This window comes from Paenibacillus suaedae, assembly GCF_032337355.1.
GTDB lineage: Bacteria > Bacillota > Bacilli > Paenibacillales > Paenibacillaceae > Paenibacillus_B > Paenibacillus_B suaedae.
The window spans coordinates 315,347-335,474 of the sequence record NZ_JAVYAA010000005.1 but is presented as its reverse complement, the minus strand read 5'-3'; the positions used below and the strand labels follow the sequence as shown (position 1 = coordinate 335,474).

Sequence of the window (20,128 nt, the reverse complement as noted above, 5' to 3'; positions counted from 1 at the left end):
GTAGAAATATGGAAGGTTTTTCGGGAGGGTTTGAAGAATGATAATAGTAAATATTGTGAAAGGGTGTTAGTGTGCTATGAATCTCTTAAAAGACTTGCAGTTAGTACGCAGTATAATCGATCCAATCCATGGGGTAATCAAACTAACCATGGACGAAATGTTAGTAATAGAAGATCCGCTTTTTCGTAGATTACATCATGTTAGACAAAATTCGTTTCTATATAAGGTGTTTCCATCAGCTAAGCACACTAGATTTGAACATTCTATTGGAGTAATGAACTATGCACATAAAATGCTGCATTCGATCATAGAAAATGGTTATATTGCATATTTACGAGGAGATATTGCCGAAGACGTCCAATCGTTTGAAGGTGGTATAGGAGTAAACTTAGGAGAGTTACTTCATAACAATGGAGATGCCTTAAAGGAAACTTTCATTGAACTACGCTTAGCAGCTTTGTTACATGATATTGGCCATGGCCCGTTATCACATCTATTTGATGCTTTTGCTCCTAATATTGAGGAGTTCATGGAGATTATGTGTAGTGACGAACTTGCTGGCGCAGACAAAGAATTTATAGACAATATGGGAATAGTACTTTTTCGATTTGAAGAAAAGCAAAAGAAAAAAGGGAAATCGGATGTAAGGATTGAGCATGAACATGTGTCTTCATATTTTGCTTATAAGGTTTTGAGTAAAATTGATGGAATTAGTAAGGAACAAATTCGTAATGTGCTTACAATATTGAAACCTGAGCTAGAATTAGGAACCAGAAAGATTAAAGCATTTAATAGAGACGTTGATGTGCTACCTTTACTAAATGACATAGTGGCAAGTGCACCAATAGACTGTGATAGAATGGATTACCTTAAGCGCGATAGTTATTTTGCAGGAGTCCCATATGGTGATTATTCTGAAAGCAGAGTACTTAAGTCTATGTTAGCCTATGTAAATAATGAAGGGGATTTAAGACTAGGATTAAAACAAAGTGGACTTCATGCTGTAGAGAATTTTCTTCAGGCTAGATATGAGATGTATGTTCAGGTTTACGGTCATAAAACTAATGAAGCATGTAGAGCAATGCTAAACTTTGTTGCAGAAGAAAAAGGGCTTACTTATACTAGTTGGTCTAAAAAACAATTAACAGCTAAGGAATTCGAAGAACTGTATATTTCCTTAAGTGATGAGCAGTTTATTGATAACTTACTTTCAGTATTGAGTAGGGAGAGAAAAGACACACTACAGGCTGTGAAGGATAGGGATTTATGGAAGAGGATATATGAGTTTGAAGAGTTCATTGACGAGAAAGATAAAGTTACAGAAATAAGTAAACATTTTGCTGAGAGTTTTATAACAATGAAAAAAGAATTCGGAGAAGGGGAATTTAGAGAATTTAGAGATGAACGGTTCCCATTAAAAGATATGGATTCCGGTGCGTTGCTGCTTGAAAAATCAAGTAGAGGATATTATGTTGTGTCTCCCCAAAAAATCCGAGAAGGTTCCCAGATTATTAGTTCATTGAATAATGGTTTGAGAATACTAAGGGTTTATAGTATCGATAGTGAAAACGCAACAACGTTTAAAAAGTATGCATCAAAAAACATATTATCCAAGTTTATTGGCGTATCCGATAGAGTATAGAGTGTTAGAATAGTATGAGGAAGATTCATAATTGAGACAATGAAGGAGATGATTTTATGGCAACAATAGAGAGGGAATTGAAACTACTACTCCAACATGACTCATATAAAAAAATTATTAATAGTGTTGAACAAAACCCCACGCCAATACGCCAAACTAACTATTATTTTGATTCTCGCGATTTCAAGTTGGAAAAATCAGGGGTAACGCTAAGAATCCGTAATGAAGATACACAGTGGTTATTATGCGCAAAAATTAAATCTAATAGTGATAATAGCTTTATTTCTTCAAAGGAAATTGAAACATCTATCACAGAATTAGAATTTGAGTATCTCAAAGGAAACCCATCAGAGATTTTTAAAAGAATTAATAAAGACGAAGTGGATCTTTGTAATATTGTCGATTCTTCTGAGTTGTTTCTTTTGGGTTCAATAGAAAACGAGAGGTTAAAATTAAAATTATTTAGTGATTATATTCTAGAACTGGATCATTCTATATTTCCAGGTGGCAATGAATCATATGAACTCGAAGTAGAAGGTGTCAGTTCCGAAAAAGAGTGTAGCAATATAATGAACCAACTTCAAAAAATGGGAATAGACTTCTATTTAAATAATAAAAGTAAATACAAGAGATTTGTGGAGTATATAACAACAGTCTAAATTCTACTCATTTAGTTTGCTTCAATCAGAAGAATCAGGGCCACCTTGTAGGTGGCCCTGATTCTTCGTCGTTAGAGTGATACGGAGAACCGTACCATAAGTGACGGCGAAAAATTTTCGCCGGAGATGGAACAATTGGACGCAGCCGAAACCTTTGCTGCTCCCCCGTCTCCGATTCTCGTTATGCGACTGGTGAAGAGCGTATGGGAACATGGAGTGCTGAGGTTTTTGGTAATGACACCTCGTGTGAGATCAAGGAATATTTCTATGAGAAGTACAATCGGGGTTCCGAAGTTACTCAAATTGTAAGTATGTACACCCAACGCTTACTATCTACAGTTGGCATTGGAGTTCAATACAATCTTGCTTATCCTCAGTTCACGATCTCTATGAAAAAGGGCATTGCTACACTGGAAGCAAAATGAAGGCCTATACAGTGAAAAAATTTCTAAGGAAACGATTACTAGATTATATAGCTTAATAGTCCTCAACAAGTAGCTGTATATATTAGTAACTTAAGATATAAAGGGGGATTTATTATGAATATTGTTGTTGCGGAACATTGGAATCTTGAAAAGCATGAACTGCCCGGCATTAATAGCATCATCTTTCCAAATGGCACTGTAACAATCTTAAGTTGTTACAGCGCATATAACCCCAACACAAATGAAAGTAAATTTTATTGCTCTCCCTTGTGTGACACAACCATTGAAAGCATATCAAAGTATAATGTTGAATGTTGGACGATCGTTGATGAATGGGTCAGTATTGATTATCAAGACAGGAAAATCTGTGGCGGTGATGGTCAAATGGGAAATGAAGGATTTATTGCTTGTACGGATGCTGAAGACCGTTTGGTATGGGGAATATTTTTTGAAAATTCAAACCCTATAAAAAGCTTAGAAATTAAAGATAAAATCCTAATCGCTATTAATGAGCATACCGAATTACAAATTGAAATCAACTTAGAAAACCTCACCCAAATTAAAATGACTTCCATTAAACCCAAAAACGAGCCAACTAATTGATGAAACAAATACCAAGCACGAAATTTCCTTTGAACAACAAACTCGCGTAATTCCAAGTAGGTATTTCTATTTAATAGACATAAAGATGTCTCTATCGTCCGTTTCTCTGTTATATTAACTGTGGTAAATTATGGAGAGTGATTATTTAAATGTCTTAGAAGAAAATGACTAGGGGAGAAATACTTCTTGGAAACTCACTCATCCAAATATCAAATGAAAAAGAGCTATATTATATTATTGCTAGTGTTCATATTAGTTGTTTTAACCGGTTTGCGCATTTTATGGATGGAAGCGTTTCATGTTCCCAAACAGGCGTCAATTCATAATGGGCAATTCGATTTGCGCAATTGGAATGCAGAAGATGGCAGCATTCTCTTACTTGATGGGGAATGGGAGTTTTATCCCTCGCAATGGTTGATAGATGGTAGTCGGCAACAATTGTTAGGCGATAATGCGCCAATGCATATTCAGGTACCGGGAGGATGGAATGAAGCTTTGCATGCTGACAAGCCATCTCCATACGGATATGGCTCTTATCGTTTGCGTCTTTATGTAGACCCTGCAAAGCATCCTAATTATAGTATTCGTGTACCCAGCGTACGCACTGCATCAGAATTATATGTAAACGGTCGCTTGCTTATTAATTCTGGACAGGTGGCGACAACAAAGGATGAATATATTTCGAAAGACCTACCTTATTCTACAACCTTTACAGCAGATGACAACGGTGTAATCGAAATCGTCATTCAGGCGGCGAATTATGTGGATAGTCGAAGCGGGGGCATTGTCCGATCCATTAAATTTGGTTCAGAAGAAGCTATAGCCAAAGAGACGAATGCTTCCGTTTTTATGCAGTTTTTGGCAGCGGTTATATTTATTATGCATGCTGTCTATGCACTTATTTTGTATGTACTAGGAAATAAGGAAAAGAAGCTGCTTTATTTCAGTTTGCTTGCATTATGTGTAACGATCACGAGTGTCTTTAGTACGGATGAGAAGTTGTTCCATCAATTATTTTATATTGGAAGTAATTGGGATTTTAGGCTGACTAATATTGCTTTCGTTATTGCAGCCTATGCTTTGCTCCAGTGTATGAATCATCGCGAGCTTCCATATTGGCGTAGGATGTACCCTATCTATAAAGTAATGAATCTAGGGACTGCCGGCATCACGTTGTTTTTAGATCCACCTCAAGTGATTATGCTCTTTCCGGTTTATTATTTATTAGTTGTTGTTGCTGGAGTTATCACGTTAATTACAATGTTTAAAAAAGTAATCAAAGATTTAAAGAGCAATCTTTTACTGCTTTTCTCTTTTCTAGCGTTGGTGAACCATTCTCTTTGGTCGTTAATCTTGCTGAATAGCGGTTTGAGTCTTGTCTACTATCCGTTCGATATGATTATTGCGATGGGTTGTTTAGCCTCTGAATGGTTTAAGGGTTACTTTATCATGCATGCGAACACCAAAGAGCTTGCTGCAACCTTGCAAAGAATGAATGACCATAAGGATCAATTTCTGGCAAACACTTCACATGAATTTAAAAATCCGCTACATAGCATGCTTAACATGTCACAATCCGTTTTAAAAAGGGAACAGCATCTATTGCAGGAACGGAGTATCAAGGAGCTTGAAACGGTTTTATCTGTAGGACGTCGGTTGTCATGGATATTAAACGACTTGATTGACGTGATGAGTTTACGGGAAGGCAATCCACGTCTACAAAAGGAAGTAATATTTATCCAGCCAATTATGACTGGAGTAATGGATATGCTGCAATTTAACGCAGAAGTAAAGTCTATCACAATTGCAAATCAGATTTCGGAAGATTTCCCCCCGGTAATTGCGGATGAGAATCGAGTGATCCAAATCGTGTTCAATTTACTTCATAATGCTGTGAAATATACGAATGAAGGGACAATTTCGATACAAGCTTTTGCCAAAGACGGAAGAGCGTATATTGTGATTGCCGATACGGGGATCGGAATGGATGAGCACATGCTAAAGCGCTTATTCCGTCCGTATGAGCAAGGCAGTACGAGTGTGACGATGATAGAAGGCGGTTTTGGGTTAGGTTTAAGCATAAGCAAGCAGTTGATTGAGCTTCATGGAGGTACGTTAGATGTATCCTCTGTTGTAGGGGAAGGCTCGAAATTTACATTTTCGTTAAATCTGGCGGATGAGGAAGCGGAGGAAGAAAGTGAAGGTTCGAACCGATTGGAACCGTTCGTATTACAATCGATGGCGATGCAAAAAATAGCCTCTACTGATGATTTGGACCAAATGGAACTTCCGCTAGCTGCGAAAGGGGCAACACCAACAACTCCATTCCAAATAAATCGTAATCGTCCGCTCGTATTAATCGTCGATGATGATCCTGTCAATCTTCAAGTGCTTGAAGCCATACTGCCACCTGACGTATACGAAGTAACGATGGCAACGAGCGGTAAAGAAGCGTTGGCTTTGCTGGATACCAAGGACTGGGATCTGGTCATCTCCGACGTTATGATGCCGCAGATGTCCGGTTATGAGCTGACGCGCATGATTCGCGAGCGATTTACACTTACAGAGCTTCCCGTTCTGCTCCTTACCGCAAGAAGCCAACCGAAAGATATTCAGAGCGGTTTTATAGCGGGGGCAAACGATTATGTGACGAAGCCAGTGGAAGCAATAGAAATAAAATCACGGATCGAGGCGTTAATTACGATTAAACAATCCGTTCGGGAACAACTGCGATTAGAAGCTGCCTGGCTGCAAGCGCAAATCCAGCCTCATTTTATATTTAATGCGTTGAATGCTGTAGCAGCTTTAAGCGATATTGATTTGGATAAAATGCGTAATTTGCTCGATGAATTCAGCAATTTTTTGAGGAATAAATTTAAATTTCAAAATATGGATAGGCTTGTTCCGGTCGAAGAGGAGTTAAGTCTAGTGCGTTCTTATCTATATATTGAAAAGGCTCGGTTTGAAGAAAGGTTACAGGTTATTTGGGAGATAGATGGCTACGGGGACATAAAAGTCCCATTTCTTACGATCCAGCCTCTCGTTGAAAATGCGATAAGACATGGCATAATGAAGCGCAATCGTGGAGGAACGATTCTTATTCGGATTTTTGTCTATGAGACGCATGCAGAGATAACCGTTGAAGACGATGGGGATGGAATAGACGAGGTTCAATTGCAACGAATATTAGAAAGAAAAGTGGATAGTCGTTCAGGCGTAGGATTGATTAATACGGATCAGCGATTAAAAAGGCACTTCGGAACAGGACTTCATATCACAAGTACGTTAGGTACAGGGACAAAGGTAACTTTTCATGTACATAACAGGTTGAATAGCAGGGATAAAGCTAGGTGATAAATAAGTGATTGAATGAGGAGCATCCTTGGCTGCTCCTTTCTTCATTTTCGCTGATAGCCCCGTTAAGCTGAACCGTATCATAAGTAACGGCAAGTTTTTATTGTACAACTCAAATGAAATGGAACAGCTAGGCTATTCGTCAGGAAGCAGGATGGAACTTTTTACCGATATTCCAAGCGATGGGATTCAAATGGTTTGAAGTTGGTTGTAAACAGTGTTACACTCAAAATCTATATTTTGTAATACACCTAAGAATAGACACTATTTTAGTTATAAAGGAAGGTAATACTTGTGATAAAGGTTGATAACTTATCCTTCTCATTCCCGCAAAAAGAACTATATAAAAACATTTCATTTACGCTTGAAGAGGCACAGCATTGTGCTTTTATAGGAACGAGTGGCAATGGGAAAAGTACATTAATAGATATACTGATGGATCCAGAAAGATATTTGTTCGAGGGCAAATTAGAAGTTGACCCGACTTGCAAAATTGGGCATGTAAGTCAATTCTCTCAACAAGACAAAACAAAAGAAACAACAGTTTTTGAATATATAGCGGAAGAATTTATTAAGATACAAAATGAAATAACAGCTATTTGTACAGAGATGGAAACATCATCGGATATTGATTCATTATTAGAAAAGTATCAATTAGCTTTAGACGCATTTGATTCAATCGGTGGGGATGATTTCGAGAGCAAAATTAATAAGAAACTAAATCTAGCAAACCTCATGAAGCTAAAAGATGTTAGGGTATCCGATCTGAGTGGTGGGGAATTCAAACTTATTCAAGTGATGAAGGAAATGCTTAGTAGTCCAGACTTAATGATTATGGACGAACCCGATGTATTTTTAGATTTTGAAAACCTAAATGCGCTCAGAAATCTTATTAATTCTCACAAAGGAATGCTGCTAGTTGTTACGCACAACCGATATCTATTGAATCATTGCTTCAACAAAATTATACACCTTGAAAATAAAGAGATCCAAGAGTTTGATGGGCGATATATTGATTATAACTTCTCATTACTTCAGACTAAAATTGAGTTGCAAGAAATCGCAGTCGCTGAACAAGAAGAAATTGAGAGATACGATAACATCATTGATAATCTTAGAGCTATCGCGACTGTTAATGCAGATGCATCTAGAGGGAGAGCACTAAAAGCCAGAGTTAAGTTTCAAGAAAGATTGGAAGCACGTAGAATTAAAGCGCCATTTGTTGATATAAAGCAACCGAATATTCGTTTTGATATGGATCATGAACTGGAAGATACCGTTGTTGTAAATGTTAATAATTATCGTGTTGCCTATGATGAGTTGCTGCTAGACAATGTTAACTTTGAGATAAAATCTACGGATAAAGTAGCCATTATTGGTCCAAACGGTACCGGGAAAACGACTTTACTCCGAGATATCTATAAAAATAATCAGGATTCAATTGAAATAAATGCTGATGTTAAAGTGGCTTATTTATCTCAGATTCAAGGCGAAATGCTAAAGGATTCTAATACAATACTCGAAGAATTTATCGATGCTGGATTTAATACGTATGATGAGATTAGATCGTATATTTCTGGCTATGGGTTTGAAGGAGAAATCGTTAATCAGAAGATAGAATCTCTATCTGGTGGAGAAAAAAATACGCTTCAATTGGCCAAAGTTGCTGCCAGTAAAGCAAACGTATTGCTTCTAGATGAACCGACAAGCCATTTAGACACTTATTCACAAATCGCATTGGAGAAAGCCATTGAAGACTACAAAGGTGCGATTCTCATGATTTCTCATGATTTCTATTCTGTTGTAAATGGTATGGATTATGTTTTAATCATCGACGATAAGACGATAAGAAAAATGAGTATGCGTAAGTTTAGACAGATGATTTATGCTAGTCATTTTAATAAAGACTATTTAGAAGCTGAACAAAATAAAAAAGCAGTTGAAATGAAGATAGAAATGGCTTTAAAAAATACTGATTTTGAATCTGCAAAAGTATTGGTTGATGAGCTAGAAGAGCTGATTAAGTTGCTTTAAAATACACCTCTCTTATTGAAAAGAAGACCCCTCGAAAAAGGGGTCTTTGTACTAGGTCAAGAATATATGGCGCGATAAGCCCAGCGCCTTTCCTGCCTTGAAACTAAGTACCTTACCATCGAACTTCCTGCATGGAATAGACAGGTATGTCCATAATAGATAGAATATAACCTAGACTCGAGAACATGAGGCGAACCGAAAATAACAATGACACAGAAGAGAGAGTGAATGTTTATGATACAAATAACGATTCCAACACCGGATGTCACGATTTACAAACAGATTGATCCTAAATTAAGCCATATATACGGGTTTACGGATTTCATTCAGATTCCTAGAGATAAAGCGGGGATCTTTATGTTCTACAATGATAAGGATGAACTCCTATTCGTCGGCAAGGCGCGGAAGCTAAGACCTCGGATCAAGAAGCATTTCGAGGATACGGTGTCGGTCATCAAAGATAATCGGGAGGAAGTAACCAAGATCGAGGTTTGTTTGGTTGAGGATGCCGTCCATAGAGAAATATACGAGACGTACATTATTAACGAATACAAGGCTAAGTACAATGTAGATAAGGTATTATACAAATAATAGACAGAGCTCCTATCGCCCAAAGAGCCGTGAAATGATAAGATAACGCAAAAATGCCTTTAACCCGCTGAATGTGGATTAAAGGCATTTTGATATATGTGCCGAGCTACATGTGTAAGTTGGTTGCGGGGGCAGAACTTCAACCCATCGCCAAAGAACGTGGGTCACTGTGGAGAGCATGCGACGTAAGAATCGATGCTATGGATCAGTTGTTCACCTTGAAATTCACTTCTGGGTACTTGGCGGCCAGAACTTGCAGCGCAGAATCGTCTTTCCCTTTTAAATACCGATCGAAGAAGGCAACACTGAATTCGTTCACGATGCGGTGATCCCGCCGTGGGTTTTCGTCGCTGAGGCCAAGCAGGGGAGAGAATAACGCAAGATCGGTGTAGCTTGCATGCTTTGAACCCGGAATAAGGATCGACATCCCTCCGCCTGCCAGAGCATAGCCCGATTTTTGGATATATTCTTTCCTCGGGGCTTCGAACGCTTCACGGCTTACCCCACCTAACTGTTTGGCGACATCATCGTAAGAAATCATTACATTGCTGTACGTCTCGTCTGAATACATCATGAAGAAAGGCTTTCCGAATCCTTTGACCGAAACCGGCGGACCATAAAACCCTCCATCCATACTAAGGGCAGCCTTCACACGCGAATCATTCTGTAACATTTGCACCGTAACGGCTCCACCGAATGAATGTCCAAGCATGCCGATTCGTTCAAGATCGATTCTGCCTGTGAATCGACCCGCAGTATCCTTCTGATTGAGCCTCTCCACTTGATTGAGCACAAACGCAGCGTCGCTGGTCCAAAGCGGGATATGCCCCCCATACTGAGCAATCGAAGTCAAGTTAGGGTCGGTCTTACTCACGGCGACTCTTCCGTCAGGGTAAACGGAGGCAGCAGCTTCGTAGGCATAATCGATAGCGATTACGATATAGCCGTGGCTGGCCAACTCCTCTAGCTGGTACATATTCTGATTGCGATACCCGTTCATCCCATGGGAGAAAATCAGAACCGGATACCGGCTCTCCGAGTCCGAGAGCCTAGCCTCCACCAAAGCATGCGTCTTGATCAACCCTAGATGGCTTAGCACAAAAGCCGGAAGACCCATCATTTTGCTTGATATGGCTGTCGTCATCTTAGACGCGTTCCGGAGATATGGGCTTCTCTCTTCTCCGACGCCTTTGGCGGCCGGATACCAAATCTGCGCCATCAGCTCGCGCTTATCAGCAGTGTTATCCGAATATGTTTCTCGCCGCTCATCGTCAACCCAATGATAAACCGTCGTTCCGACCGCATAGGGCCCCGTGGGTTGTTCAAACGAGAATACTGGCAGCATCGCAGGTGGCACGACCGAGACCAACAAATATACGATCAATAGCATCGCTTGAACGGTAACAGCAATCCGGCTTTTACTGGCTTTCTTCCGCTTGTTAATGAAGAAATAAGCCATCAATAAGAGTGGCGTCAAGTAGGCCGGAACCATCTCCCACCGTCCACCTTCCACGACAATCTGCACAATTACCAAAGCGTAGGCGATCCCTAAAGGGATGAACCATCCCCGTCCGCCTTTCTTGTTCGCGATTACCGTCCAGTACAACAGGCCAAAATTAACAACGATCAAGCCTATTTCCCAAAACCTCATGCCGATATCCCTCCCTTTACCACAAATATGAACTTGCTCCAGATTACAAAAAAATTATAAAGATGAAAGGGGGAATATTATAAATTTTTTATGAATGTCGTGGGCAGACATGGCAAACGCACCGAAATTAAGAGGAATGGTTATTTTCGCTCATTTTCAACGTTCCCCATCAAGAACTCTTTGTTGTATAGTAGAACTCCCCTAAGAGATCCCCTATTTCATAACTTCCTGGTGCAAGTTCTTTTTCAACAAAAGCGTTGATCCCCGACTTGTCGATCTCATACATCACTTCAATTTCTTTAGAAAATAATAGCTTTTCTTGCGAAAGTAAGTTCGAAAGTGATGGTTGTTGCCTTGGCTTAATTTCTCCCGTATTTAACACTTGCTGAAGGCCCTCAACATAAGACTCCAACGGACGACTACCTACGATTTTGGCTCCTTTATTCTCTTCATTGATCATGACGATCGTTGGGAAGCCTCGAACACCAAGGCTTCTAGCGAGTCTAAAATCCTCATTCAATAAGGATTGTCCGGATTGATGTTCAGCATCTTGAATGATCGCTTCTCCATCCAGTCCAAGCTGATTTACGATGTCAATCATGACGGATTCCTTCGCGATATTTCGATTAAATGCGAATAAAGCTTCTCGCGATCGTCTTAAGCAATCATAGGCTACTGTATTGCCATGATGTTGCTGAATCACTTTAAATACAATCATCACTGGGGCGAGGCTTTTATCCATACATGATTACGCAAAACGCGTCCATGACTTCAGCGTCTAGCGCATAACTAACACTCCAGCAAGATTCATGAATGGAAACCAACTTCATAAAGATGTCTGGGTGAGCATCATTCCAGCGTTTCAAGAGAAATGGCTTCATCCTATTTATCTGCTAGAAAAGGTTGCTGGCTATGATATTTATCACAAGTGTTTGGTAAACTTCATCGGTAAAATATACTGGACATCTAAGAGAATACATCATGGGGGTAAGAAAGTATGTTAGAAAGATTATTAAGTCCATTTACTTCGATTCTATCGAGGCTAAAATATGGGCAAAAGTTTATGCTCATCAGTGTACTATTTATTATTCCAATAGTAGTCCTTCTATATAATTGGAACGCGACACAGCAAACTCAAATAAAATTCATCAAAGGCGAACAAGCTGGGGTTGAGCAGATCAGTGAAATAATGCCCTTCATGCTACAAGTACAACAACAACGTGGGCTTATTAATGGTTACTTGAATGGAAATAAAGAAGCAAAGAGTGCTATTGAGGCGAAGCTACAAGAAATTGCTCAATTGATTGAAAACATCGAAACAAAATTCCAGAAAAAAAACCTGCCCCAGTCATATGAAAAATGGGCTTCTATTCATAGAGAATGGATTGAACTGCGTGATTCTTATGAAAGCTTAAAGGCATCAGATAGTTTTGTTCGTCATTCAAAACTGGTGGAGCAGATAGAAGAACTTATTGTCAGCAGTGCCGATGAGTCTGAATTATCACTTGATAATGAAATTAATTCATACTATTTGATGAGGCTGGTCGTTCAGGAACTGCCTGCATTGATCGAAAACTCCGCTTTTATTCGGGGAACTGGCAATGGTATTCTTGCATCGAGAACACTAACGGATGAGTTGAAAATCCAGCTACTCCTGAGAGAATATGAGAGTAAGACTGCTCTTGTCAGTCTAAATAAATCCCTTTCCAAAATTGCGGAATCTCAGAGTAACATTAATGTGAATCTGGTTGAGAAGGGAGGGCAGGTTGCACAAAATATTCAAAACTATCTTGTTTTACTTGAACAAGAAATTATACATAAGCAAGAGATGAGCATGAATCCTGATACCTTTTTCACTCAAGGGACGGTTGCGATCACAACAGCGGATGAGGTATTCAAACTAGCCATAATGGAATTAGATCATATTCTTCAAGAACGTATTGATGACTACACTGCTGAGCGCAATGTAACATTAGTGATCATGGTAGTAGTCTTGCTATTAGTAGTCATATTTTATGTAGCATTCTTTAGGAGTGTTATGGATACAGTGAGTATCTTAAAGCAAAGAGCGGAGTCGATGGCGAAGGGGGATTTCTCCCAAGACATTGTACTGAATACTAAGGATGAGCTGCAGCTTGTAGGTGCGGCCTTTAATGAAATGCAAAAATCGATGAATCGAGTGCTTAGCTTAAATCAACAAATTTCCTTAACAACATTTCAATCCTCCCAGCAACTAACTGGAATCTCAGATCAATCTATACAGGATATGAAGAAAGTTGCCGATTCTGTGCAGAAAGTATCGGATGGGACAGCTTCACAAAAGAGAACGACAGTGGAAGCGTCATCTGCAATGAATGAGATGGCGATTGGGATTACACGAGTTGCGGAAGCGGCATCTGAGGTTGCTTCGGTTGCCATTCGCGCAAGTGAAAATGCAGTAATTGGGAATCAGCAACTGATAGAAACCATGGATCAAATGGAGAGTATTAAGAAGACTCAGGCCGACTCTGCCCAGATTGTAGCTAAGCTTGATGAGCATTCAGTACGTATAAGTCAAATTATAGAGTCAATTTTGGAGATTGCAAAGCAAACAAAGCTGCTTGCCTTAAATGCAAATATTGAAGCAGCACGCGCGGGAGAGCATGGTCGTGGATTTAGCGTAGTTGCACAAGAGATAGGAGAGCTTGCTGAAGAAACATCAAGCTCTGGGAAATCCATTTCTGACCTATTGATTGATATTCGATCTCTTGTTGGAGCAACGGTATCCGCTATGGATTCGATACAAATCGAGACGAATATGGGAATGGAATCTATTGAGCGAACGAAGGAGACCATTGATTGCATTCTTAGTGAGGTTAAGCTTGTAAGTGAACAAATTCAGGACGTATCCGCAACCACTGAGGAAATGTCAGCTGGAATGGAGGAAGTGGCGGCTTCTATTGCAGATGTATCCGATATTTCTCATCGTACATCGAATGAAGCTGAGGTAATGGCTACAGGTACAGCAGAACAACTAGTTTCCGCGGAGAAAATCCAAATTTCCGCCAAAGAGTTAAGGGATATGTCACAGCAATTGCAGAATGACTTAAGCAAATTTGTATTGCGCGATGACGTTAAAATAAATTAATTTCGTATGTAATTCAGGGCACCGATCTCAGGTTGCCCTGATTGATACGCTCTTTATTTCTGCCAGAGTAACACTTCCGCTTCGCCTACAATATGATGAGTCTAGAGAAATCTAAAGAGGTGAGCAAATGGCAGTCGTAAAAGCCAGGCAACAGGATATTGATATGTTGGCAAGATTGCTTCGAGCTGAAGCTGAGACCGAAGGCGAACAGGGCATGCTCCTTGTTGGAAATGTTGGCATTAACCGAGTAAGAGCGAATTGCTCTGATTTTAAAGGCATCCGGACAATTCCCCAAATGATCAACCAGCCGCATGCGTTCGAAGCGTTGCAACATGGTTTGTACTATCAAAACGCAAGAGATAGGGAACGGCGTCTGGCGCGACGGGCTGTGAATGGGGAGCGGAGTTGGCCAGCTAAATTCTCCCTATGGTATTTCCGTCCAGGAACGTTCGAGAATCCCGGACCATGTCCGGACACTTGGTATAATCAGCCACTCGCAGGACGATGGAAGAAGCACTGTTTCTATGAACCGACTGCAGAAGAATGTGAAGAGGTATACAATACGTTTTAATTTTATAGTAGGGCGAGCATGTAGAAGATGTGGAATCGTTCAAAAGAGGGTGTCTCGAAGTCCTAAAATGACGGAGAGACACCCTTTTTTTCATGAAGGAGTGAATCGTGCGCATTTCCAAAATTCAGGTAATAAGTAGGTAGATTCAAGACAATCGATCACTATAATGAAAATAAGATACCTAATTATATAGGGCTATATTAGCTAATGAGCATCAAACATGTAATCAAGGGTAGAAGAAAGGATGACGGAAGTGCCAATTCATAACCAAGCTCACTCTTCTGATTCTGTTACAGAAGATGGTAGTTATCCCATTGACCTGACGGGCCCTCACAGCCACACGCTTGTCCTTCGGCCCGGCGTGGGCAGCCTATCAATCGGACCGCCGCAACTGGGGAAAAGGGTGGATCTTCACGTCGAGCCAGACGCGCGCATCGATTGGACCGTATTCGATGCCTTTTCTACGCCAGCGGGCTCGCCTTGGCCGCGATTTTTGTACTATTCAGGCAGTGACACGGGCTTCTTGGACTGGGCGCGGACACGTCCTATTGAAGAGATGACGTGGGCTCCAATCCTGTCTGCAGATACGGTGGTGGATGCCAGTCAGTCCATTGTGCATGTCTTGCATATCGAGCTGGGCCAGTCCGCAGAGCGTCTGAGCTTGAAGCTTCCGAAGGGATCTTTCCGCCTGAGCGTGTCTGGCGATCTATTACGCTTATCGGCCACTGGAAATATGCCGTATTCTCTGACACTGGCGCCGCGCACCGGCCGACGCAAGAATGATCCTCCTTTCAGACTGCCCGACCTCGGTGAATTGCACCAGGTGACGAGCCTGACGCTGCAAAACACGCCGCTGGGACAGCCCATATCGCTGGACTGTCTAGACCGGTTCCCCAATCTTGACTCACTGAGCTTATGGGGGAACTTTTGCGACATGGACTTGTTGGCTCGTCATGCCCGGTTAACGAATCTGGAGCTGCGCTTCATGTCTGATTTAGAGGACATGCCCTCCTTGGACACGTGGCCGTTGCTTGAAGGATTTATCGCCTACAATGTGGAAGAGGCCGCGGGCAAGCGCTTAAGGCAGCAAGTGAAAACACGCGCCAAGACACGCCCATGGGCCGGCTATGCTTCAGTGAGCCAATTGCGAAAGCCTGAGTGGTGGGAGAGCGAATATGGCCGCCCGTTCTCGTCTTGGCCTAAACGTCTGGCCAAACTGGCTAACGAAGCTTACAATGCTGCACAGGCATCCTTGGCGCAGGCTCGCAGCCTTGCCGATGCCGAGGCAGCCATTACCACCTTCACCATGCGCTTCAATACCCTCAAAGGCATCGAAACAACCGAAAGAGAAGATCTTGGCGAAGCAGTATGGCAACTCAGCCAGTCCGATCACCAGATTGGCCACCCTATAACGGAGGAGATGGTCGGGCGCTGGTTCGATGCAGCTCGCGATTACTGATTGAAAGGAGATGGTAAACGGGGAACAACTGCTGAACTAAACTGGGGAATTATTGAGAAGGGGATTACCTATGAAGGATGCGTTAATGGAGAGATTAAAGATTTTTCTTCATCAGGAAGATAATGAAACACTAGTAGGCATTCCGGCAAGCCAAGAGGAAATTGTTAGTGCGGAGCAACGGCTAAATGTAAACTTTCATGAGGACTACGTACACTTTATCAAGACGTTTGGAGGAGCATATGCAGGTCTTGCGATACATGCATTCTCTAATGGCTCTAGTCTCGGCAATGAAACGGTTGTCGATTTGACGTTGGGGTTCCGAGAGCAATTCAAGGGACATCCCTTTGCAGAGGTTTTACGAACCAGTTATGTCATTTCCATAGATGGATCCGGCGATCCGATTTTCATGAATCAGACAGGAGAGGTTTTCATCGGGTATCACGATACCGGGGAGATCAAGTTATTAGCCAATACATTCGAGGAAATGATCGAAGAGAATTTTTATGAATGGTAATTTGTTGAATTCGGCAGATTATGCTAATCAAAGAAGCCATCCCTCAAGTAGATTGATCTACTTTTGGGACAGCCTCTTTTTATCTGGTCAGTCAGACCGCTAATTAAGCATTCTGCTCCTGTTACAACTTAAACTGCTTTATTTTCTCTTGGAGTTCTTCTGCCATGCTGGACAGTATATTTGCAGAAGATGTAACCTCCTGCATAGAAGCTAACTGTTGCTCCGTTGCGGCAGCAATATTCTGTGTTCCGCCTAACATCACAGATACTACCGGTAGTTGGTGATGATCCTGATCAACCGATTATTTTAGGCGCATTTACAGCTGAAAATAAGGATAATGTAGGGGAGGGCCGCCGCCTTCAAATTCTAGGAGTCCCCGCACCACTCTTTATTCCAGCTTCAGATATAGCAAGCAATGGGTGGGAGCTGGATTTAGTAAATAAGCAAATCAATGTTATGAGTTTTGGTCTTATAGACCTTAATCCACGGAGTAAGGGGACGATTATGGCCTCCCACAGCGATCCCGAAGCACTGCCGTCCTTTTCCTTTAACCCATTGCAACAGGCAACCAATGATCTGGATTTCTTGGTGGATCAATATATTAATATGTACAACATTATTCAAGAGGCTAGAGTAAATAATAGCGGGATAAAAGCTGTGGTGTACCCGCCGGAGGCATTTTTCCAAATAACCGATGAGGCAGAAAAAAGACGGCAGCTTAGTGATTTCGTAAGAGCATCGTATTCAAATTTCTATCATTATGGCGGGCAGTGCAAGATGGGGAAAAGCGTTCAAGATGGGGTTGTCAACGGACAGCTGGATGTATTCGGTACAACCAATCTTAAAGTCGCTGATCTTTCGATCGCACCTATTTTACCGGACGGCAATACTAGCCTAGCTGCTCAAATGATAGGATTAAATGCCGTACGCTTTATTCAACATAATTCTTGTTCTTACGTGCTGGATGATGATGATTTTGAGGACGAATTAGAAGATTAATAGGTGTAATGCCAGACTGGAATGCATTCAAATATACTGTTGACGGATAGAGCTGGCGGCGCCGGCTCTTTTGTCGTTTTTATCGATAGATCCGGTAGGCTGGATCGTACCACAATTGACGGCAAGTTTCTCGGAGGGGATCGGGAGGATTCTTTGCAGGGCAAGGCTTTCACGGGTGCATCCAAGCGCTTTGGAAGGGACGGGGTAATGAGATCCTACGAGAATAGAAATAACCCTCAAAATAGAAGGGGCACGGAAACTTTTAAAAATCTTGTTAGCACTCTATAACACGGAGTGCTAACAAGATACAGGGAGATTCCACATGTAATAGTTAAGGGATTTGGTCGAATTTGGACGAAAAAAGGCTAAAATCGCCGAATAGCGACTTTAACCTTTTTGACTTTAAGCATAGGAAAAATATACAATAAAATTGGGACAGAGTCTTCCGATGTCCGTTCGGTAGGTCTCTCAATGTGGGGACATTGAGATTACTTACTTAATATAATTATCCGTTTCCATTAACGATGAATTTATACTAACAGATTTCAGTCATACTAGGCAAGAATAAAATAGTACCATTATAAAATGTTCATTTTATGTTCGCCTTTTCGTTCGGAAATATGAGACGGATTTTGTAAGAGCGGCAAAAAGTTAGGGGGTACATATAGGGGATTTCTTCCTGTCCCACAAAACAACAGGAAGGATTGATTTTGTTGAAAAATTATTTGAGAAAAAATGAGATTATAGAATTGTTGGATAGAGGTACTGAAATTGACCAAAAGGTATTTGAAGAAGTTGACGGCGAAGCGTTTGCAGCGAGTAAGGAGACTGTATTGATTAATGGTCTCGTTAATCCAGTCAAGCTTTTGATTCCGAAAACAACTTGGACAAAGCAGGATTATATTATCCAGCTAGGAGACCTTGAGTTGATTGGTACTGAGAAAGATACTGATAAAGACACTCAACTACTTCTTGGAGTTAAAGGTATTGAAGAAACATTCATCACGACATATGAAGCTATTTCTCAGTTATTTTCCGAATGTAGCATGGGAAAGTACGCTAGTTTTTTATTAAAGGAACCTGATGAGCATTTTTCCCTGTTGGAGCATAACTTTAATTATTGGTTCAAGGGGAAGTTGGCTGAGAAAAAGGTTCTTTTACGAACTGTTGTTGAGAATGGACAAAGAATTGCACGCTGTTTTGCTTCACCAGAGATGTATCAGCAGATTGATAATCATATTCTGCTTTACTGTACAATATGGGCTTTGGATAAGCTTGGATTCAGATTTAATTTAACATCTCAGGACATTAGACATTCTCGGATGACACTTAAATTTACCTCCGAAGAAGTATTTAAAATTCCGGGTATCGGTATTGTTTCGTATGGCTTTACGGTTCGAAATTCAGAAGCAAAGACGCATTCTGTTGAGCTTCTTCCAACATGTCATGTTCAAAACGAGGATGGGACGTCAGTTCCCATTGTGTTGGATAAAATTATTAGAATTCGTCATTTTGGAAAAGAAATCAATTCCGTAATTTCAAAGATGATGGAGCTTGAAAAGCTCCCAGAGCATGTTGAAAATGCTGTGGAAGTTATTAAGTTGATGAAAACACAGAAGGTTAACGATTTGCTCATATATCGGGTACGAAGAGAACTTATTGATATTATTGGTGACAGAGCCTTCAAAAAGTATAAAGAAAAATATGCTGAAGTTCTTTCAAGCAACACGTATAATTTGCTTCAATTCTTTGGACGATTAAATGAAGTTCCTGTTGATGATGAGCAGAAGAAACTCGCCATTGAAAGCATGTTCTGGTCATTCATGCAGAGAAATGATTAGTTTCTTAGAGTCCTGAAATTTCAGGACTCTTTTTTTAACTTTCCGTTACATTCAGCGCAGAGAACCGTACCTTAAGCAGGGGATTCCAATACAGCCCACCCCTTGCGAAATATAATAAATTTTTATACTTGGAGGTACCCATGGGAGAATTCGAGCAATTAACAAGTGTCGAATCGGCAAATGAATTTATAAGGAGCCATCGATTATCATTTCTCTATATCACCATGACAGGCTGCAGTGTATGTCATGGATTGCAGCCACAGGTACAGAAATTATTGACGAAATACCCGGATATCCAACTGGCGACGATCAATGCTCAAGAAGTTCCGGCGGTTGCCGGGAGTTTTTCTGTTTTCACCGCGCCCGTTTTATTGCTTTACGTGGAGGGGAAAGAATATATACGTGAAGCGAGAATCGTGCATCTGGATCTGCTGGACGAAAAAGTTCGTAAAATCTATGACTTAGTGACGAAACCATCTTCTGGAGGGGAATGACAGCCAATCATCGATGTCCTGCCCGTCGCAGCTTACGTAACTTCCAATATTTACACTTGTTGATACTGATATATTTATTTATAATAGTGACAATTTAATAAGATACCTTTAATTCAGTCCCGTGAGGCTGACAAGGACAGCGGAATGTATGATCTTTATAGGGA

General features: G+C 40.8%; 15 protein-coding genes. 13 read left to right on the top strand and 2 right to left on the bottom strand.

The window, feature by feature from the left end; translation table 11 throughout:
* Positions 1-76 precede the first annotated feature (76 nt).
* The 6 genes from RQP50_RS20990 to RQP50_RS20965 all read left to right on the top strand — a co-directional run bounded on the left by RQP50_RS20990 (position 77) and on the right by RQP50_RS20965 (position 9,308).
* A complete protein-coding gene (locus tag RQP50_RS20990; RefSeq protein ID WP_315746634.1) occupies positions 77-1,642 on the top strand; it encodes an HD domain-containing protein in 1,566 nt (521 codons plus the stop codon).
* Between the two features lie 56 nt (positions 1,643-1,698).
* A complete protein-coding gene (locus RQP50_RS20985) occupies positions 1,699-2,301 on the top strand; it encodes a CYTH domain-containing protein (RefSeq protein ID WP_315746633.1) in 603 nt (200 codons plus the stop codon).
* Between the two features lie 539 nt (positions 2,302-2,840).
* Entirely contained in the window at positions 2,841-3,329 is a 489-nt protein-coding gene (locus RQP50_RS20980) for a hypothetical protein (protein ID WP_072730945.1), read from the top strand.
* A 213-nt stretch (positions 3,330-3,542) separates the two neighbouring features.
* Positions 3,543-6,683 carry a hybrid sensor histidine kinase/response regulator gene (locus RQP50_RS20975; RefSeq protein ID WP_394358423.1) on the top strand — a complete coding sequence of 1,047 codons (3,141 nt, stop codon included), beginning with the start codon at positions 3,543-3,545 and terminating at the stop codon, positions 6,681-6,683.
* Between the two features lie 294 nt (positions 6,684-6,977).
* Complete coding sequence (locus tag RQP50_RS20970) at positions 6,978-8,717, top strand: ABC-F family ATP-binding cassette domain-containing protein (protein WP_315746630.1); 1,740 nt, start codon at positions 6,978-6,980, stop codon at positions 8,715-8,717.
* A 234-nt stretch (positions 8,718-8,951) separates the two neighbouring features.
* Positions 8,952-9,308: a nucleotide excision repair endonuclease gene (locus RQP50_RS20965; RefSeq protein WP_072730988.1), complete on the top strand. Its 357-nt coding sequence runs from the start codon at positions 8,952-8,954 to the stop codon at positions 9,306-9,308.
* 205 nt (positions 9,309-9,513) lie between these two features.
* Here the strand turns inward: RQP50_RS20965 and RQP50_RS20960 are convergent, their stop codons facing one another.
* Both RQP50_RS20960 and RQP50_RS20955 read right to left on the bottom strand, forming a co-directional pair.
* A complete protein-coding gene (locus RQP50_RS20960; RefSeq protein WP_315746629.1) occupies positions 9,514-10,959 on the bottom strand; it encodes an alpha/beta hydrolase family protein in 1,446 nt (481 codons plus the stop codon).
* A gap of 169 nt (positions 10,960-11,128) precedes the next feature.
* A complete protein-coding gene (locus tag RQP50_RS20955; RefSeq protein WP_315746628.1) occupies positions 11,129-11,677 on the bottom strand; it encodes a DsbA family oxidoreductase in 549 nt (182 codons plus the stop codon).
* A 279-nt stretch (positions 11,678-11,956) separates the two neighbouring features.
* Here RQP50_RS20955 and RQP50_RS20950 point away from each other — a divergent pair, with 279 nt between their 5' ends.
* The 7 genes from RQP50_RS20950 to RQP50_RS20920 all read left to right on the top strand — a co-directional run bounded on the left by RQP50_RS20950 (position 11,957) and on the right by RQP50_RS20920 (position 19,964).
* Positions 11,957-14,086, top strand: a complete 2,130-nt coding sequence (locus RQP50_RS20950) for a methyl-accepting chemotaxis protein (protein ID WP_315746627.1) — start codon at positions 11,957-11,959, stop codon at positions 14,084-14,086.
* A 127-nt stretch (positions 14,087-14,213) separates the two neighbouring features.
* Positions 14,214-14,657, top strand: a complete 444-nt coding sequence (locus RQP50_RS20945) for a cell wall hydrolase (protein WP_065291060.1) — start codon at positions 14,214-14,216, stop codon at positions 14,655-14,657.
* A gap of 244 nt (positions 14,658-14,901) precedes the next feature.
* A complete protein-coding gene (locus RQP50_RS20940; RefSeq protein WP_394358421.1) occupies positions 14,902-16,116 on the top strand; it encodes a hypothetical protein in 1,215 nt (404 codons plus the stop codon).
* A 70-nt stretch (positions 16,117-16,186) separates the two neighbouring features.
* A complete protein-coding gene (locus RQP50_RS20935; RefSeq protein WP_174810225.1) occupies positions 16,187-16,630 on the top strand; it encodes an SMI1/KNR4 family protein in 444 nt (147 codons plus the stop codon).
* Positions 16,631-16,855: 225 nt separating this feature from the next.
* Complete coding sequence (locus RQP50_RS20930; protein ID WP_315746625.1) at positions 16,856-17,629, top strand: GMC family oxidoreductase; 774 nt, start codon at positions 16,856-16,858, stop codon at positions 17,627-17,629.
* 710 nt (positions 17,630-18,339) lie between these two features.
* On the top strand, positions 18,340-19,470 hold the full coding sequence (locus RQP50_RS20925; RefSeq protein WP_315746623.1) for a hypothetical protein: 1,131 nt from the start codon (positions 18,340-18,342) through the stop codon (positions 19,468-19,470).
* A gap of 140 nt (positions 19,471-19,610) precedes the next feature.
* Positions 19,611-19,964, top strand: coding sequence for a thioredoxin family protein (locus tag RQP50_RS20920; RefSeq protein WP_315746622.1), 354 nt, complete (start codon positions 19,611-19,613; stop codon positions 19,962-19,964).
* Positions 19,965-20,128 lie beyond the last annotated feature (164 nt).

Excerpts from the sequence above, each read along its gene's own strand:
- RQP50_RS20985 (WP_315746633.1), top strand. The coding sequence starts at position 1,699 with ATGGCAACAATAGAGAGGGAATTGAAACTACTACTCCAACATGACTCA.
- RQP50_RS20945 (WP_065291060.1), top strand. The coding sequence starts at position 14,214 with ATGGCAGTCGTAAAAGCCAGGCAACAGGATATTGATATGTTGGCAAGA.
- RQP50_RS20975 (WP_394358423.1), top strand. The coding sequence starts at position 3,543 with ATGAAAAAGAGCTATATTATATTATTGCTAGTGTTCATATTAGTTGTT.
- RQP50_RS20960 (WP_315746629.1), bottom strand. The coding sequence starts at position 10,959 with ATGAGGTTTTGGGAAATAGGCTTGATCGTTGTTAATTTTGGCCTGTTG.
- RQP50_RS20990 (WP_315746634.1), top strand. The coding sequence starts at position 77 with ATGAATCTCTTAAAAGACTTGCAGTTAGTACGCAGTATAATCGATCCA.
- RQP50_RS20935 (WP_174810225.1), top strand. The coding sequence starts at position 16,187 with ATGAAGGATGCGTTAATGGAGAGATTAAAGATTTTTCTTCATCAGGAA.
- RQP50_RS20940 (WP_394358421.1), top strand. The coding sequence starts at position 14,902 with ATGACGGAAGTGCCAATTCATAACCAAGCTCACTCTTCTGATTCTGTT.
- RQP50_RS20965 (WP_072730988.1), top strand. The coding sequence starts at position 8,952 with ATGATACAAATAACGATTCCAACACCGGATGTCACGATTTACAAACAG.
- RQP50_RS20980 (WP_072730945.1), top strand. The coding sequence starts at position 2,841 with ATGAATATTGTTGTTGCGGAACATTGGAATCTTGAAAAGCATGAACTG.
- RQP50_RS20955 (WP_315746628.1), bottom strand. The coding sequence starts at position 11,677 with ATGATTGTATTTAAAGTGATTCAGCAACATCATGGCAATACAGTAGCC.
- RQP50_RS20950 (WP_315746627.1), top strand. The coding sequence starts at position 11,957 with ATGTTAGAAAGATTATTAAGTCCATTTACTTCGATTCTATCGAGGCTA.
- RQP50_RS20920 (WP_315746622.1), top strand. The coding sequence starts at position 19,611 with ATGGGAGAATTCGAGCAATTAACAAGTGTCGAATCGGCAAATGAATTT.